The sequence below is a fragment of the Achromobacter kerstersii genome, assembly GCF_902859595.1.
GTDB classification, from domain to species: Bacteria; Pseudomonadota; Gammaproteobacteria; order Burkholderiales; family Burkholderiaceae_B; genus Achromobacter; species Achromobacter kerstersii.
Map to the genome: position 1 here is coordinate 433,667 of NZ_CADIJQ010000002.1, position 13,737 is coordinate 447,403.

The 13,737-nt window shown below is 64.2% G+C and carries 18 protein-coding genes and 1 tRNA gene; 11 read left to right on the forward strand and 8 right to left on the reverse strand.

The genetic code is table 11. The features are described from left to right. Nucleotides 1-223 precede the first annotated feature (223 nt). Together HV765_RS10835 and HV765_RS10840 are read right to left on the reverse strand one after the other, a co-directional pair. Nucleotides 224-682 (reverse strand): Lrp/AsnC family transcriptional regulator, encoded by a 459-nt coding sequence (locus HV765_RS10835; protein WP_050446088.1) that lies wholly within the window; start codon nucleotides 680-682, stop codon nucleotides 224-226. A 152-nt stretch (nucleotides 683-834) separates the two neighbouring features. Further along, complete coding sequence (locus HV765_RS10840) at nucleotides 835-1,440, reverse strand: hypothetical protein (protein WP_054423539.1); 606 nt, start codon at nucleotides 1,438-1,440, stop codon at nucleotides 835-837. Nucleotides 1,441-1,614: 174 nt separating this feature from the next. Between HV765_RS10840 and HV765_RS10845 the strand changes: the two genes are divergently transcribed. Beyond that, nucleotides 1,615-1,860 (forward strand): hypothetical protein, encoded by a 246-nt coding sequence (locus tag HV765_RS10845; RefSeq protein ID WP_054423536.1) that lies wholly within the window; start codon nucleotides 1,615-1,617, stop codon nucleotides 1,858-1,860. 222 nt (nucleotides 1,861-2,082) lie between these two features. Continuing rightward, nucleotides 2,083-2,313: a hypothetical protein gene (locus HV765_RS10850; RefSeq protein WP_245636340.1), complete on the forward strand. Its 231-nt coding sequence runs from the start codon at nucleotides 2,083-2,085 to the stop codon at nucleotides 2,311-2,313. Nucleotides 2,314-2,320: 7 nt separating this feature from the next. Here HV765_RS10850 and HV765_RS10855 read toward each other — a convergent pair whose 3' ends face one another. Then, a complete protein-coding gene (locus HV765_RS10855; RefSeq protein ID WP_175169710.1) occupies nucleotides 2,321-2,890 on the reverse strand; it encodes a DedA family protein in 570 nt (189 codons plus the stop codon). After that, a complete protein-coding gene (locus HV765_RS10860) occupies nucleotides 2,887-4,326 on the reverse strand; it encodes an aminotransferase-like domain-containing protein (protein WP_175169711.1) in 1,440 nt (479 codons plus the stop codon). The genes HV765_RS10855 and HV765_RS10860 overlap by 4 nt, the downstream gene beginning before the upstream one ends. Nucleotides 4,327-4,496: 170 nt before the next feature. Here HV765_RS10860 and HV765_RS10865 point away from each other — a divergent pair, with 170 nt between their 5' ends. From HV765_RS10865 to HV765_RS10880, 4 genes are all read left to right on the forward strand, one after another. Continuing rightward, nucleotides 4,497-4,874, forward strand: a complete 378-nt coding sequence (locus tag HV765_RS10865) for a hypothetical protein (RefSeq protein ID WP_054423530.1) — start codon at nucleotides 4,497-4,499, stop codon at nucleotides 4,872-4,874. Nucleotides 4,875-4,898: 24 nt separating this feature from the next. Next, a tRNA-Met gene (locus HV765_RS10870) sits at nucleotides 4,899-4,975 on the forward strand. Between the two features lie 196 nt (nucleotides 4,976-5,171). After that, on the forward strand, nucleotides 5,172-5,516 hold the full coding sequence (locus HV765_RS10875; protein WP_054423528.1) for a hypothetical protein: 345 nt from the start codon (nucleotides 5,172-5,174) through the stop codon (nucleotides 5,514-5,516). A 320-nt stretch (nucleotides 5,517-5,836) separates the two neighbouring features. Continuing rightward, nucleotides 5,837-7,087, forward strand: a complete 1,251-nt coding sequence (locus HV765_RS10880) for a TIGR03862 family flavoprotein (RefSeq protein ID WP_175169712.1) — start codon at nucleotides 5,837-5,839, stop codon at nucleotides 7,085-7,087. Nucleotides 7,088-7,143: 56 nt separating this feature from the next. On the opposite strand, the gene HV765_RS10885 is transcribed toward HV765_RS10880, so the two are convergent. The 4 genes from HV765_RS10885 to HV765_RS10900 all read right to left on the reverse strand — a co-directional run bounded on the left by HV765_RS10885 (nucleotide 7,144) and on the right by HV765_RS10900 (nucleotide 9,907). Next, entirely contained in the window at nucleotides 7,144-7,545 is a 402-nt protein-coding gene (locus tag HV765_RS10885) for a hypothetical protein (RefSeq protein WP_054423525.1), read from the reverse strand. Between the two features lie 66 nt (nucleotides 7,546-7,611). Next, nucleotides 7,612-7,971: a hypothetical protein gene (locus HV765_RS10890; RefSeq protein WP_054423524.1), complete on the reverse strand. Its 360-nt coding sequence runs from the start codon at nucleotides 7,969-7,971 to the stop codon at nucleotides 7,612-7,614. 176 nt (nucleotides 7,972-8,147) lie between these two features. Continuing rightward, a complete protein-coding gene (locus tag HV765_RS10895) occupies nucleotides 8,148-9,188 on the reverse strand; it encodes an LLM class oxidoreductase (RefSeq protein WP_175169713.1) in 1,041 nt (346 codons plus the stop codon). Between the two features lie 83 nt (nucleotides 9,189-9,271). After that, nucleotides 9,272-9,907 (reverse strand): glutathione S-transferase family protein, encoded by a 636-nt coding sequence (locus tag HV765_RS10900; RefSeq protein WP_175169714.1) that lies wholly within the window; start codon nucleotides 9,905-9,907, stop codon nucleotides 9,272-9,274. A 133-nt stretch (nucleotides 9,908-10,040) separates the two neighbouring features. Between HV765_RS10900 and HV765_RS10905 the strand changes: the two genes are divergently transcribed. The 5 genes from HV765_RS10905 to HV765_RS10925 all read left to right on the forward strand — a co-directional run bounded on the left by HV765_RS10905 (nucleotide 10,041) and on the right by HV765_RS10925 (nucleotide 13,599). Then, nucleotides 10,041-10,955 (forward strand): LysR substrate-binding domain-containing protein, encoded by a 915-nt coding sequence (locus tag HV765_RS10905; protein WP_175169765.1) that lies wholly within the window; start codon nucleotides 10,041-10,043, stop codon nucleotides 10,953-10,955. 145 nt (nucleotides 10,956-11,100) lie between these two features. Continuing rightward, nucleotides 11,101-11,232 carry an entericidin A/B family lipoprotein gene (locus tag HV765_RS10910; protein WP_054423521.1) on the forward strand — a complete coding sequence of 44 codons (132 nt, stop codon included), beginning with the start codon at nucleotides 11,101-11,103 and terminating at the stop codon, nucleotides 11,230-11,232. Between the two features lie 127 nt (nucleotides 11,233-11,359). Continuing rightward, nucleotides 11,360-11,791, forward strand: a complete 432-nt coding sequence (locus tag HV765_RS10915; RefSeq protein WP_054423520.1) for a BPTD_2524 family lipoprotein — start codon at nucleotides 11,360-11,362, stop codon at nucleotides 11,789-11,791. 3 nt (nucleotides 11,792-11,794) lie between these two features. Next, complete coding sequence (locus HV765_RS10920) at nucleotides 11,795-12,205, forward strand: hypothetical protein (RefSeq protein WP_054423519.1); 411 nt, start codon at nucleotides 11,795-11,797, stop codon at nucleotides 12,203-12,205. Between the two features lie 101 nt (nucleotides 12,206-12,306). Further along, a complete protein-coding gene (locus HV765_RS10925; RefSeq protein ID WP_054423518.1) occupies nucleotides 12,307-13,599 on the forward strand; it encodes an aspartate carbamoyltransferase in 1,293 nt (430 codons plus the stop codon). The last annotated feature ends 138 nt before the right edge of the window (nucleotides 13,600-13,737 follow it).

A 13,737-nucleotide genomic window follows, 5' to 3' on the forward strand; every position in this document is an offset into this window, starting at 1 on the left:
ACAACACCATGTCGGGCCGGGAGAAAAGACGGGCCGCTTCAGGCGGGTTCGTCTGGGCAGCCGGGCAGATGGCGCTTGAAGGAGCGGCGACGGCGCCCTAAGGAGCGGCGACGGCACGTTAGGGAGCGGCGACGGCACTTTAGGGAGCGGAGACCGCGCCTTAAGCTGCGGAGACTGCGCCTGAAGCAGCGGCGACCGGGCCTTAAGCAGCGGCGACTGCGCCTCAGGGGGCGGCGACGGCGCTGCGGCGGTCCACCTTGCGGCTCAGCACGATCGATGTCTGCGTTTGCTTCACGCCGTCGATCAGGCCGATGCGGTCGAGCAAGTCATCCAGCTGTTCATGCGTTTCGCAACGCAGGAAGATCAGGTAGTCATACGGCCCGCTGACGGACGACACTTCTTCTACTTCCGGCATGCGCTCCAGTTCGCGGATCACCGCCGCGGGCGTCTTGGGCAGCACGCTGATGAAGCAATACGCGCGTACCGCGGCTTCTTCCAGGCGGCGGCCCAGGCGCACGCCGTAACCCGACACGATGTGCTCACGCTCCAAGCGGGCGATGCGCGCAACGACGGTTGTGCGGGCCAGCCCAAGCTTGCGCGCAAGAATCGCCGCGGGCTCGCGCGCGTTGGCCGAGAGCAGGCTGAGCAGTTGCCGGTCGATGTCGTCGAGTCGTTCGTTCATGCGGAAGGCGGGTGGCGAAAGCAGAGTGCCGACGGTACAGGCGCGGACCAGCCCGCGTCAATGCGATACGGGCCCGTCATTGCATGACGGCCGGTTCAGTGCGATGCAACGGCGTCAATGCGATACGGCCGCATTTCTGCGGCAGGGCCACGTTAACCGTCTGATTCGGGCGGGATGCCGCCGTGATAGATGCGGCCATCAAATTCGAAGCGCGTGATGGTTTTGTGCGCGGCGTCGAAAATGCGGTCGCGGCTGGCGTCGTCCAGTCCGTCGTGGTCGGCAAAGCGAAAGCGGCACAGGTCGATATCGCTGTCGTAGAACACCGAGTTCACGAAGCGGCTGACGTCGGCCTCGTGGGCGAAGTGCGCGAACTCGCGCAACTGCTCCATTTCGTGGAACGCGCCATTACGGCTGACCAGCAGCATGCCGAATTTGCGCTCTTCGTCCGCCACGGGCTCAGGCGCAGGCGGCGCGGCGTCCGCCAAGGGATCTTCGTAATTGAAGTGGGCGCCGGCTTCGCGCATGGCGTCCAGCACCTGTTGCCATTGCCGTTCATCCAGCGTCAGGCGGGCCATCATGTAGAACAGGCGCTGCCGGCCCAGCCCACGGGGTTCAGGGCCGCCCACGTAACTGGGCCATGGCGTGGCGGCGTCCAGCCCGGCCAGCTCCGCCATGCGCGCGTCGCTGAAACCCAGTTTGTCCTGCAAGCGCTGCAGGGATTGGGCGTCCGGGGGGGCATAGTCTTGGATCGTCTTCATGAGCGCGCTCCGATAGCCCCGGCGCCGCGGGTGGCGGCCGGTGGCGTGCGCCGCGGTGCCCCAGCGGCTACGCTTGATGCTAGCGCGGTGCGTGGCGCTTGCCTAGCGGCGTTGGGGCGGCCGCAAGCGTCATGCTAGGATTTGCGCCGACTATCAATGCCAGGAGGCTCAGCCATGGATATCCAAGAACAAATCGCCGTCATCGTCCACACCATTTCGCACCAGGGCGGCCGCATCGACGCGCTGAATTCGACGCTGCTGTCGATGCTGCATCTGGTGAAGGCGTCGCCCGGGTTGCGTGAAGCAATCGAAGCCCAGTTGGAGCAGAACTACTCCAGCCTGTTGGCCCGTTCCGAGAACCCGCAATACGTGGCCGGCTTCGAAAGCGTGCGCGACATGATCACGACCGCGCTGAAGTAAAACGCGAAAGTTACCCACAGCTTCTGTGGACAAGCCTTGGGATAGTGCGGGCATAGTTCCGCATTTTCCTTTAATTACAAGGGCTTGGATGGGGCGGTCAAAGGTGGCTCCATTTGCGTGTTTTGCGCACGCGTTTCAATGTCCTCCACAGGCCCGTCAAGCCGGGTAATATGCGGCCCCATGCGGAATCAGTATCGATTGGAACACCCGGGCGGAGCCTTGTTGGCTCGCGTTTCGGAAGCAGCAAAGCTGGCGGCGTTCGACCCCGGCAAACTTACGCCCGAGGCTCGTCAGAGCTGGGAGCGAATGGGCCATGGCTTCAAGGCCTGGCACGACTTCGACCAGCGTCACCCCATCTTGCGCCGTCTGGCGCTGCTGCCATTCATTGGCGGCTGGTACCGCAATGCGCGGCGCCGCCACGTGCTGCGCGCAAGCGGCCGGATCGTCTGCTGACGGCCGCCTAGCGCCGCATTCGCCGCCGGGAGATCAGGTGGTAGGCCAGCCCGATCACCACGCCAATCGCCACGGCCACCGCCAGTTTCGTTTCCACGCCGTGCAGGCGTCCAAGTAACGTCTCGATGGTCTGGCCGAATGCATAGCCGACCAGGCTGAAGCACACCGCCCAAATGGCGGCGGCGATGGCGTTTAGCACCAAAAAGCGCAGCGGCGGCACGCGCGACATGCCCAACGCCACGGGGCCCACGGTGCGCAGGCCATACAGGAATCGCAGGCTCAAAATGAAGCCGTGCGGATAGCGGTCGACGGCGGCCAGCGCTTTTTCGAACGCGGGCTTTTCGCGGATGCGCCGCACGAAGCGATGGTCGCGATAACGGCGGCCCAGAAAGAACAGCAGCTGGTCCGCGATGAAGGACCCGGCGAACGCGCACAGCATCACATACGGCAAGTGCATCAGATGCTGGTGCGCGAGAAAGCCCGCGAACACCACCACGCTTTCGCCTTCCAGAAACGTGCCGCCCAGCACGGCCCAGAGGCCGTAGTCAACGATGAACTGATGCAGCGACGGATTCATGCGCCGCCTTCGCCAACAATGCGCGCCAGCGTCAACAGCGCGCGCGAGATCTCGGGCGTGGTGCGCTGGCCGCAACTGATCCGCAGGAAGTGGTTGTAGCGCGTGCCATTTGAAAACATGGCGCCCGGGGCGACGCGTATGCCTTGTTGCAGCGCGGCCTCGAACACGTCCATGCCGGAGCGGCCGCCAGGCATTTCCACCCATAGCAGCATGCCGCCTTGCGGCACGCTCAGCCGGGTGCCGCGGGGAAAGTGCGCGGCAATCGCTTCGGCCGTCTGGTCGCGTTGGCTCTTCAATTGCCGCCTCAGCCGCGCCAGGTGCCGGTCATACGCGCGCGACCCCAGGAATTCGGCCACGGCAATCTGCGCCAGCGGTTCGTTCGGGCGGCTTTGCGCATACTTCAGCATGGCGATGCGCGCCTTCCAGCGGCCCCCCAGCAGCCAGCCCAGACGCATACCCGGCGCCAGCGTCTTGTGCATCGACGAGCAATAGATAACGTTGCCGGTCGCGTCCCACGACTTGGCGGCGGCAAGCGGCGTGTCTTCATCGGTCAGCGCGCCATAGGTATCGTCTTCGATCAGCGGCACTTGCTGGCGTTCGCACAGCGCCACCAGCCGCGCCTTTTCAGCGTCCGGCATGACGCAGCCCAGCGGGTTCTGAAAGTTCGGCACGACGACCACGGCGCGAATATTGCCGTGCGTCTGAAAGGCCAGGTCCAGCGCTTCGATGGACAAGCCGTGCTGCGGGCTGGTGGGAATCTCTAGCGCCCGCATCCCCAGGCTTTCCAAGATTTGCAGCAGACCAAAGTAGGTGGGCGATTCGACGGCAATCGTGTCGCCGGGGCGGGCCACCGCACGCAAAGCCAGGTTCAACGCTTCGATGCAGCCATGCGTGACGATGACGTCATCCGGCGTGGCGTTGATGCCATTGGCCAGCGCGCGCCGCGCGAGCACCGTGCGCAGCTCCGGGTGGCCTTGCGGCGGAACGGGGCTCACCAGCACGTGCGGCGTCATCCGCAGCGCGCGCGTCATCGCTTGCTTCAGCGCTTCCATGGGATAAGCCTCAGGCACCGCGGCCGCCAGCGCGAAGTTGGCGCTGACCGGGTGCGCCTCGCATTTGGCGATGAAATCGGACACCCGGTCGTGGATGCCCACATACTGCGCCGCCCCAAGCGTCTGGCGAATGTCGGGCTCGTTGACGGGGGGGATGCTGTTGCGCCGGGGGGAAAGCACGAAGTATCCCGAGCGCGGCCGGGCTTCGATCAGGCCGTCGTCTTCCAGTTGGCGGCAAGCTTGCAGCGCGGTGGACAGACTGACGTGGTGGGTTCGCACCAAGGTGCGCACGGAGGGCATGCGCTGGGCGGGCGCCAGAACGCCCGTCTGAATGGCGCGCCGGTAATGGTTCGCCAAGCGAAGGTACAGCGGTTGTGGGTCCATGCGCCGATCATGCTCCCCGAGGTTGGACGGAAGGAAGGCACAGATTGCAGAAAAGTACACCATAACAGCGGCGAAATCGAGAGTCTGCATCGGTACAGAAAGCCCGGGAGTGTGGCTGTTGCGCAGAGCAGGGCGCGCGTAGCCTGTCATTGTCCGACTGGAGAATATTCATGACCCCCGATACCCGCCCTGAACCCCTGGCCCGCCGCCTTGAAATCGCCTCTGGCGCGTCCCGCACTCTGGCGCTGCGCGCGGGTGCAAGCGTCGTTTGTCTTTCAGGCAGTATCCGCATCGACGAACCCGCCGCAGGCGCCGAAGCCGCTAGCAGCCTGCATCTGCCGGTTTCCGCACACGTCAATGCGGGCGAGGCGCATGGGGTGGCCTCAGGCGGCGTGCTGCGCGTGACGGCAATTAAAGGCGCCGAAGTGATTTGTGTGGACGTTCCAAGCCCGTTCACCCGTTTTTTTGGGGTCGCAACGAAAATATTTCGCCTGAATCGGGCCAAATTAGCGAAAAAAGGCCTGGGTGCGCTGCACAAGATTTCATAATGGTGTATGATTCATCACATCAGACGCGGGGTGGAGCAGTCTGGCAGCTCGTCGGGCTCATAACCCGAAGGTCGTAGGTTCAAATCCTGCCCCCGCAACCAGTTTCAAGAAGAAAGCCGCGATGCAAATCGCGGCTTTTTTCGTTTGGAATTTGGTTTGATGTTTTCGCCTGGCGTTTGCCTTGGATCAACCGATTGTTCCAACCCGGAGTTTCCCGGGTGTTCCTGCGCGCACAGGCCTTGAACGCTGAGCTACCATGGGTCACGCGCGCTAGTTCGCCGCACTCGAGGAGGGTCCATGGGTACCGCAAAATACGATCATCCTGGTTACGTCGCCGACACCGGCGCTGAAGGCAAGTATCACGTGGGCATCTGGTGCCCGCACGGCTATCCCGCCCACATCCACATCGGCCGCCCCGCGGAACGCGGCGATCCCCAAGCGCTGCTGCGCTTGCGCATTCCCGACGGCGTATTCCAGTCCCTGCCTGATGATCCTGAAACCCTGTGCCGCCGCGCGCTTGGGCAGGCAATGGGCGCGGGGCTGCTGCGGACGGTAGCGGTGGATGGCGAATATCAGGAACTGCGTTTTGAGTTGGATTCCGAACCCTGGTCCGGGCCCATGCAGGCGGCGGGTAACGCCTGAAGCGTTGAAAGTTACCCACAACGACTGTGGACAAGCCTTGGGATAGCCTCTGCGCATGTCCAATTTGTCCTGTCATAACAAAGGCTTGGCGCCTGCGGTCAATAAGTGGCCGGCGCCGGGCCTTTTTCTTGTTGGCACCCCTTGCCGATAAGCCCTTGATGCGCGGAGCGGTCCGCCAGCCGGATTCGCACTGAGCCGCCATGCGACAATCTTTCCCCTTGCGGCGCGCCCGGCGTCGTATTCGTCATTGATGGCTTCGATCCTCTCTTCATGTTTCGCCTTCCGTTCCTTTACGTCCCCGCTCAGAACGGGGTAGCCCCATGACGCTGAACGCTTCCAAGCGTGTCGCCGTGATCGGCGGGGGGCCGGCTGGCCTGATGGCGGCGGAAGGGCTGGCCGCGCAGGGCGTGCAGGTTGACGTGTTTGACGCCATGCCGTCGGTGGGCCGCAAGTTCCTGATGGCGGGGCGGGGCGGGTTGAATCTGACCCATAGCGAAGCGGCCGCGCCATTCTTGGCGCGGTATGGTGAGCGCGCGGCGCAGGTCGCGCCGTGGCTTGCGGCGATGGATGCTACGGCGTTGCGTGAATGGGCGCATGCGTTGGGCATCGAGACGTTCGTGGGTTCGTCGGGCCGCGTGTTTCCGCAGGAGATGAAAGCGGCGCCGATGCTGCGGGCCTGGCTGGCGCGGCTGCGCGCAAGCGGTGTGCGCTTTCATATGCGGCACCGTTGGCTGGGGTGGCCGGAAGGCGCGGCGCCATCGCCGGCGATGCTGCGCTTTGATACGCCCGATGGCGTGCAGACGCAAACGGCGGACGCCGTGGTGCTGGCCTTGGGCGGCGGCAGTTGGGCCAAGTTGGGTTCAGACGGCGCCTGGGCCGACGGCTTGCAGGCGCATGGCATTACAGTCGCGCCTCTGCGTCCGGCCAACTGCGGTTTTGATGTGGCGTGGTCCGAGCACTTCCGCCAGCGCTATGCGGGCCAGCCGGTTAAATCCGTGGCGATGTCGTGCGCGCGAAAGGATGGGATCACGCCCGCCCGCCAAGGTGAATTTGTGGTGTCGGAAACCGGCATCGAGGGCAGCCTGGTGTATGCGCTGTCGGCGCCGTTGCGTGACCAGATCGATGCCGGCGGACACGCTGTCGCCGTGCTGGATCTGGCGCCGGATTGGCCGCAGGAAAAGGTCACGGCGGCCGTGACGCATCCGCGTGGCGCACGGTCCATGTCCAGTCACCTGCAAAGCCGGATGGGGCTGACGGGCGTGAAGGCGGGCTTGCTGCGCGAATGCGCGTCGGCGGAAGATTTCAAGGACCCGGCGCGCCTTGCGGTTCGTATCAAGGCCCTGCCGCTGACGCTCGTGCGTGCCCGTCCCATTGACGAGGCGATCAGCACGGCGGGCGGCGTGGCATTCGATGCGGTCGATGCGGGCTTGATGCTGCGGGCGGCCCCGGGCGTATTCTGCGCCGGCGAAATGCTGGATTGGGAAGCGCCCACCGGCGGCTATCTGCTGACCGCCTGCATGGCCAGCGGCGTGGTTGCTGCAAACGGGGTAGGGGACTACCTAAGCAGGTAGGCCGGGGCATGTCAGCCAGGGGCGCGCATCCGCTCGGGGCGCGCCAGCCCGCGTGATCAGGAAACCGACGGGTAAGGCGACACGCCCAGTGGCGAACGCGGCGCCAGGTCTCCTACGACATGGCCCACCACGGGCGGACCGCCTTCGGGTTGCGTGATGATGCCGATGACGCGGGTAATGGCGCTGGCGGGAATAGCGGTGCCCTGAGCCGGGTCTTGCACCAGTTGCCAGATGGTGGCGCTGGGAACGGCTTCTGCATCGGCATCTGCCGACGTGTCAAGGCAACTGCGGGCAAAGAAGGACCAGTCGGACGCGTTACAAGGCAAGCCGTGCGCGGTGGCCAAACGGGCCAGCGCCAGAGGTGCATCCGCCTGGCTCGCGGCGTGTTGGGCGGCGGCGCCCAGCGAGACGTCCAGCGACAGCAAGCGGAGAAACTCTACGACGTTGTCAGTATTCATTATGGGTCCCCTGTAAAAGCTGTTCTGGTCCGGGCCAATTGCATGCCGCCGGTCGTTCGGGGTGAGTCAGCCGGCGCCTTGGCCCAGCATCGACACCAGTGATTTTTTCAGGCGCGCCGAGAAAATCGGTACCGTATGGGAAACGCCATTGCGATCCACGCCTTCCTTGAGCTCGACCGATTGCCCCAAAAAGATTTCCGGCGCGGCGTTGATTTCGTTGTAGCGGGCAAGCAATTCATCTACATGTTCTTGCGCGTCGGCCAGCGTGCTGCTGTCCGCGAGCTTGCCAGCGGCATGGGCTTGCAGAATTCGATGCAGATCGTCGATGAACAGCGCCAAAGCCGCTTGTCCACGGCATTGAGGCTGTTCCCAACCCCAACCCGAAGGGGCGGAACCAGCGATCTGCGAAACAGGTTTTTTATTCATTTGCGCATCCTAATCCATTGCCGGCAAATACGCGACAGCCGTACCCCGGCCGTATTGTCACGGCCGCGTAAGGGCGGTTACGGGGTTTCGTCGCCAGGGTTACAAAGTGCGGGCAGGTCTTCTGTCGCGCGCCAGGCGGGCCGCATTGTAGGCGGGAATGCGTACGGCTTTTTGATCTACCAGCGGGTTGAGTCGGGGGCGGGGCCCTCATGGGACGGGAAATGGGGCAGCACTTCTTCCGCCAGTTCCTGGATGACTTCGGCGGCCGGTCTATCTGAAAACTGGATGCCCAACGCGGCATGGTTGACGCCCGCCTCGCGCCAGCGCGCAAGCAGGTCAAGCAGGCCCTTGCGCCCGGTGCGCAACACGTAACCGCCGCGCAGCGGGGTGCGCGGATGGTCAGGGTCAGCGCTCAGGTCCAGCCATTCATTGGTGACATGAGGCCGGAACCCGCCGTCTGGAATGCGCGCCCGCCATGCGCTGATCTTGTCCGCCAGCCGCAATGGCCCGTTCGTGTCGTGCGTGCTTTCCGGATAGGTCAGCCAGCCGTCGGCGTGTTCACCTACCCACTGCGGCGTCTGGCGGCACGAACCCGTAATCAGTAGCGGGATGCGTCCCGTAGCCGGTTTCGGCAGCAGTTGCGGGCCATCGAAGCGGCCAAGCGGAGATTCAATGGCGCCGTGGCGGGCCTGGATCAGTTGACGGAAATCGGACACGGTCTGTGCGAAGCGGTCACCGCGCCGCGCGTGCTCCAACCCATAGGCCGGGAATTCGACGGGACGGTCGCCCGACGCAATGCCCAGCACCAGACGCCCGCCTGACAGGCGATCAATGGTGGTGGCGGCTTTGGCCAGATCAATCGGATGACGCAGGGAAAATATGGCGCTGCCGGTGGCCAGGGCGATGCGTTCTGTGCGCGCGGCCAGATACGCCAGATAGGTATAGGGGTCAAAGACTTGGCCGGCATCGCCGAACCCCGGGTCGTACAGCGGCACGTCGCGCACCCAGACCGCGGCAAACCCGGCGCGGTCAATGCTGGCAACCAAGTCGGCCTGTCCGGCCAGCACTGCCATGTCTCCCTGATAGAAGCGCAGCGGTAAGAAGATGCCCAGCGTCAGTTGGCCTGGGGCGAACATGCGTTGGTAGCCGGGATGGCCGGCGAACGCGGGCGCCGAGGCGCCGGTGAGTAAGGATGAGGCGGGAAGCGTGTGAGACATGTTTGTCGAAGGCGGGGTGTCAGGGGCGGGTATCGGGGTGGATATCAGGCGCGGATATCAGGCGCGGATATCAGGCGCGGATATCAGGGGCGGGTGGCCGGATGGGGCAGGGCAATGCCGCGTTGCACGGCGGGGCGCCGCGCGGTGCGTTGATGCCAGGCGCTCAGATGTGGGTAGTGGCTGAAGTCGAAACCCGCGATGCCCGCGATATGCGTCCAGCCGAACGTGGCGATATCCGCAATGGAAAAGGCATCTCCAGCCAGCCACGGGCGGTCGGCCAGGCGGCCGTCCAGCGTGGCGAAAGCGGCTTCGCTCAGTTCCCGGTAGCGCGCAATGGCGGCCAGATTCGGCTCGTCGGCAAAGCACTCAAAGTGCACGCGCTGGCCCAGCACGGGGCCCATGCTGGCGCTGTGGAACATCAGCCACACGATGGCATCCCATCGCGGGCCGGGTTCGCTGGGAAGCAGGCGTCCGGATTTTTCGGCCAGATACAGCAGGATGGCGGCGGACTCAAACAGCGTGACACTTGTGTCGTGGTCGACCAGTGCGGGAATCCGGCCGTGCGGGTTCAGCTTCAGGAAGGCGGGCTGGCGGTGCTCGCCTTGGTCGATACGCACGTGGTGCAGGCGGTAAGGCAGGCCCAGTTCCTCAAGGGCGATGGTGATCTTGAAGCCATTGGGTGAGCTATCGGTGTAAAGGTGCAGGGCGGGTGGTTGCATGCCGTTTTCAAGAAAGTAGTTAAGCTATTGCCATTAGGCGATAGGCCGAGCGGTAATCTTGCTGTGTCACGCTCGCGTCGTAAAACGATGAATCGTCGATCATGAAGTTAGTTTTTCTAAACAAAGGTGCATGATGGGAGCGGTGATGCCATTGCTGGCGCTGCGGGCGTTTGCGGAAGCCGGCCGTCTGGGCAGCTTCAAAGCGGCGGCGGCGCGCATGGGGGTGACGCCAGGCGCGGTCAGCCAGCAGATCCGGTTGCTTGAGGACCGTGTGGGCGTGCCCTTGTTTGTGCGGGAGCGCCATGGCGTGCACCTGACCGAAGCCGGTGCGCAAGCCCATCCCGGCTTGGTGCAAGCCTTCGAGCTGATCGAGAAATCGCTTGCTCGGCTGGAATCCAGCGCAGCGCGCCGTACGTTGACCATCAGCACCGTGCCCGCGTTTGCCGCCAACTGGCTGGTGCCGCGGTTGGGGCGATTTTCCGAGCTGCATCCCGGCATCGAAGTGCGGGTCGAGGCCACGTCCAAACTGGTCGACTTCCAGCGCGACCGGATCGACGTCGCCTTGCGCCATGGCCTGGGCGACTACCCGGGTCTGGCCGTCATGCCGCTGATGGCGCCGGTGATGCTGCCGGTGGCTAGCCCGGCGCTGTTGCGCAATGGGCCCGCGTTGCGCCAGCCGTCGGACTGCCTGCGCTATCCCTTGCTGCAGGACTCGGATCGCGCTGAATGGACGCTGTGGCTGCAAGCGCACGGCGTCCCGCCCGATGACGCTGCGCGGCGCGGTTCCAGCTTTGACGACGACTTGCTTTTGCTCAGGGCGGCGGCAGCCGGGCAGGGCATTGCGTTGGTGCCGCAAGACCACGCGCGGGACGACATCGCGTCCGGCCGATTGCAGGTGGTGCTGAATTTGCCCTGGCCGATGCGCTTTGCCTATTACGCCGTCAGCCTGCCTGACGCGGCGCGGCGGCCCGATGTGCGCCGCTTCATCGATTGGCTGGCCGAAGAAGCGCAAGAACCCCAAGAGATCCAAGAGACCCCAGAGATCTGAAGACGCCGGCGCAGCGGGCGGCGTGGTGTCGTCACAGCGGGATCACCCGCCTCGTGCAGCCCCATCCGCCTCATCCGATTGATGCGCAATCCAGGGTCTTTGGGGTATGCTGACTTCGGTTTCCACGCCTAGACAGGAGATGTTTATGAAGAACAAAGTCGTTCTCGTCATGCTGCTTTCGATTGCCGCGCTTTCGGCGGGCTGCAACACCGTTGCGGGCGCTGGTAAAGATATCCAGCGTGGTGGCGAAAAGATCGAGGGCGCCGCGGAAAAGTAGTTGGTCCCCTCGGCCAATGTCAGGCTGGCTCAAGGCCACGCGCGAAATGTCCCAGGCATTTCCCGCGTGGCCTTTTTGCAGCCGCTGGCATAATCGCGGAAGTCCGAATTTCAATGCGGGAAGAATCATGAGCAAGTCAGTATGGGCAGGTGTGGCGTTGGCAGTGCTGTTGGCCGGCTGCGCAAGTAAAGGGGTCTACGAGGCCGATAGCGTGCGTAAAGAAACCTTCAGCGTCGACACCAACTATCAGGCCGCTTTCCGCCGCGGTGGTGAATATGTCCGCTCATGCCATGTGAATGTGCAGCACCCCTATGGCGTGGCCTACGCCTGGCGCCACAGCCTGGGCGAGAAGGGTGCGCCCGATGAGATCCAGCTGTACAAGGTGGGCGAGCCGGCCACTGTGCTTGAACTGATTTCCGCCGAAGCCGACGGCCCGGCCAAGTCCAAAGTCACCGTGACGGTACTGGGTAAAGGGCGCTGGGACGAGGCCGAAATCGCCGCCGCACGCGCGTCGATCCAAAGCGCCACGCCCGTGTGCCGCACCGGCAACGGCAGCTGACGCATGGACCCCCGCGCCCAGCAGATACGTTCTTCAGGCCTGTCGTTCTCGCTGCTTGCGGGCGCGTTTCGATTCCTGGGATGGTTGAACGGGGGCGCGGCGCTGGCGCTGGTGGCGTTTTCGTTGGGCATTGTTGGTGGCGACATCGCCGCCCCTGATCTTCAATTACCCCTGGCCTTGTTCCTGGCGGGTCTCGTGGCTTCCTGCCTGGGTCTGCTGTTTGCCTACCTGGCGCAAGTGAGTTTGTTGCGTCAGGGCTACACGGGGCACATGACGCGCGGCCACTGGCCAGCCCAGTTGCTGGCGATGATCTGCTATCTGCTCGCGGCGCTGACATTCTGCGCGGCGTGCTGGTTCTCGCTGGGGCAGGCGGCGCATGATGCGCAGCAGATGACGTCGTACGCTAGCCGGTGAAAATAAGGGGTAAACCCCTATACGCAAAAGTGTTGGACTTGCACTTGCGTTGAGAATAATATGCGCGGTGCGTATATAAATCCTCTTTCTCGAGGCCCGTCATGACCATCTCCCAGCAAGCCTTCCTGCGCGACGCCATGCGCCGCCTGAACCTGACGCGCGACGTGTTCGCGACCCGGATCGGCGTCAAACGCCGCGCCCTGGACACCTGGCTGTTGCCCGAAGGCTCGCAGGAATTCCGCGCCATGCCGGAAGTGGTGCAGCGTTTCGTCAGCGAAATCGTGCAGAACGGGGTGCTGCTGGAAAAGTATACGCAAAGCGTACAAGACGGCCCTCTGCGTGAGCGCATCGCCGTGGAAGGCAAGCATCAGCTGCTGTCGGTGGACCAATTCACGCGCGAGTCGGTTGAAGACCTGTTCCGCGTGGCCGACATGATGCAGCCCATCGCACGCCGCCAGAAGGTGTCGCGGGTGCTGGAAGGCGCGGTGTTGGGCAACCTGTTCTTCGAAGCCAGCACCCGTACCCGCGTCAGCTTCGGCTCGGCCTTCTGCCGCCTGGGCGGCTCGGTGTGCGACACCACGGGCTTCACGTTTTCGTCGATGGCCAAGGGCGAATCCATTTACGACACCAGCCGCGTCATGAGCGGCTACGTGGACGCCATGGTGATCCGCCATCCGGACCAAGGTTCCGTGGCTGAATTTGCACGCGCGACGAACATCCCGGTGGTCAACGGCGGCGACGGCCCCGGCGAGCACCCCAGCCAGGCCTTGCTGGACCTGTACACGATCCTGACCGAGTTCTCGCGCCTGGGTAAGTTGCTGGACGGCGCGCACATCGCCATGGTGGGCGACCTGAAGTACGGCCGTACCGTGCATTCGCTGATCAAGCTGATGGCGCTGTACAAGAACGTGAAGTTCTCGCTGGTGTCGCCCAAGGGTCTGGAGATGCCGAGCTACATCATCGAGCAGGCCAGCCGCAACGGCAACATCATTGAACAGAAGACGTCGCTGGCCGAAGGCCTGGCCGGCGCCGACGTGATCTACGCGACGCGCGTGCAGAAAGAGCGCTTCGCCAACGAAGAGAACGAAGGCTACACGCCGGACTTCCAGATCAGCCGCGCCATCATCGACGCGTATTGCAGCCCCGAAACCATCGTGATGCACCCGCTGCCGCGCGACAGCCGTCCGGGCGCCAACGACCTGAGCGTGGACCTGAACCACGATCCGCGTCTGGCTATCTTCCGCCAGACCGACAACGGTATCCCCATCCGCATGGCGATTTTCGCGGTGCTGTTGGGCGTGGAAGGCTTGGTGCAGCACTCGCTGCGCGATGTGACGTGGCAGCACCCGTCGCACGTGGGTCCGGATGACTCCGTGTTCCACGGTCTGGAATAAGTGGTGTCCCCAAAGTAAAGTGCCCCCACGCTGCACTCGCCAGCAGCTCGCTGGCTGCCCCCCGAGGGGGCTCGCCCCGCCTTGGGGCGGCCCGGCGGCGGGGCGCCCTGATCACGTGGCGTGACACGCAAGCCGGGG

Bases quoted from the DNA above. Each gene is read 5' to 3' on its own strand.
- HV765_RS10835 (WP_050446088.1), bottom strand. From the start codon at position 682: ATGAACGAACGACTCGACGACATCGACCGGCAACTGCTCAGCCTGCTC.
- HV765_RS10840 (WP_054423539.1), bottom strand. From the start codon at position 1,440: ATGAAGACGATCCAAGACTATGCCCCCCCGGACGCCCAATCCCTGCAG.
- HV765_RS10845 (WP_054423536.1), top strand. From the start codon at position 1,615: ATGGATATCCAAGAACAAATCGCCGTCATCGTCCACACCATTTCGCAC.
- HV765_RS10855 (WP_175169710.1), bottom strand. From the start codon at position 2,890: ATGAATCCGTCGCTGCATCAGTTCATCGTTGACTACGGCCTCTGGGCC.
- HV765_RS10860 (WP_175169711.1), bottom strand. From the start codon at position 4,326: ATGGACCCACAACCGCTGTACCTTCGCTTGGCGAACCATTACCGGCGC.
- HV765_RS10865 (WP_054423530.1), top strand. From the start codon at position 4,497: ATGACCCCCGATACCCGCCCTGAACCCCTGGCCCGCCGCCTTGAAATC.
- HV765_RS10875 (WP_054423528.1), top strand. From the start codon at position 5,172: ATGGGTACCGCAAAATACGATCATCCTGGTTACGTCGCCGACACCGGC.
- HV765_RS10880 (WP_175169712.1), top strand. From the start codon at position 5,837: ATGACGCTGAACGCTTCCAAGCGTGTCGCCGTGATCGGCGGGGGGCCG.
- HV765_RS10885 (WP_054423525.1), bottom strand. From the start codon at position 7,545: ATGAATACTGACAACGTCGTAGAGTTTCTCCGCTTGCTGTCGCTGGAC.
- HV765_RS10890 (WP_054423524.1), bottom strand. From the start codon at position 7,971: ATGAATAAAAAACCTGTTTCGCAGATCGCTGGTTCCGCCCCTTCGGGT.
- HV765_RS10895 (WP_175169713.1), bottom strand. From the start codon at position 9,188: ATGTCTCACACGCTTCCCGCCTCATCCTTACTCACCGGCGCCTCGGCG.
- HV765_RS10900 (WP_175169714.1), bottom strand. From the start codon at position 9,907: ATGCAACCACCCGCCCTGCACCTTTACACCGATAGCTCACCCAATGGC.
- HV765_RS10905 (WP_175169765.1), top strand. From the start codon at position 10,041: ATGGGAGCGGTGATGCCATTGCTGGCGCTGCGGGCGTTTGCGGAAGCC.
- HV765_RS10910 (WP_054423521.1), top strand. From the start codon at position 11,101: ATGAAGAACAAAGTCGTTCTCGTCATGCTGCTTTCGATTGCCGCGCTT.
- HV765_RS10915 (WP_054423520.1), top strand. From the start codon at position 11,360: ATGAGCAAGTCAGTATGGGCAGGTGTGGCGTTGGCAGTGCTGTTGGCC.
- HV765_RS10920 (WP_054423519.1), top strand. From the start codon at position 11,795: ATGGACCCCCGCGCCCAGCAGATACGTTCTTCAGGCCTGTCGTTCTCG.
- HV765_RS10925 (WP_054423518.1), top strand. From the start codon at position 12,307: ATGACCATCTCCCAGCAAGCCTTCCTGCGCGACGCCATGCGCCGCCTG.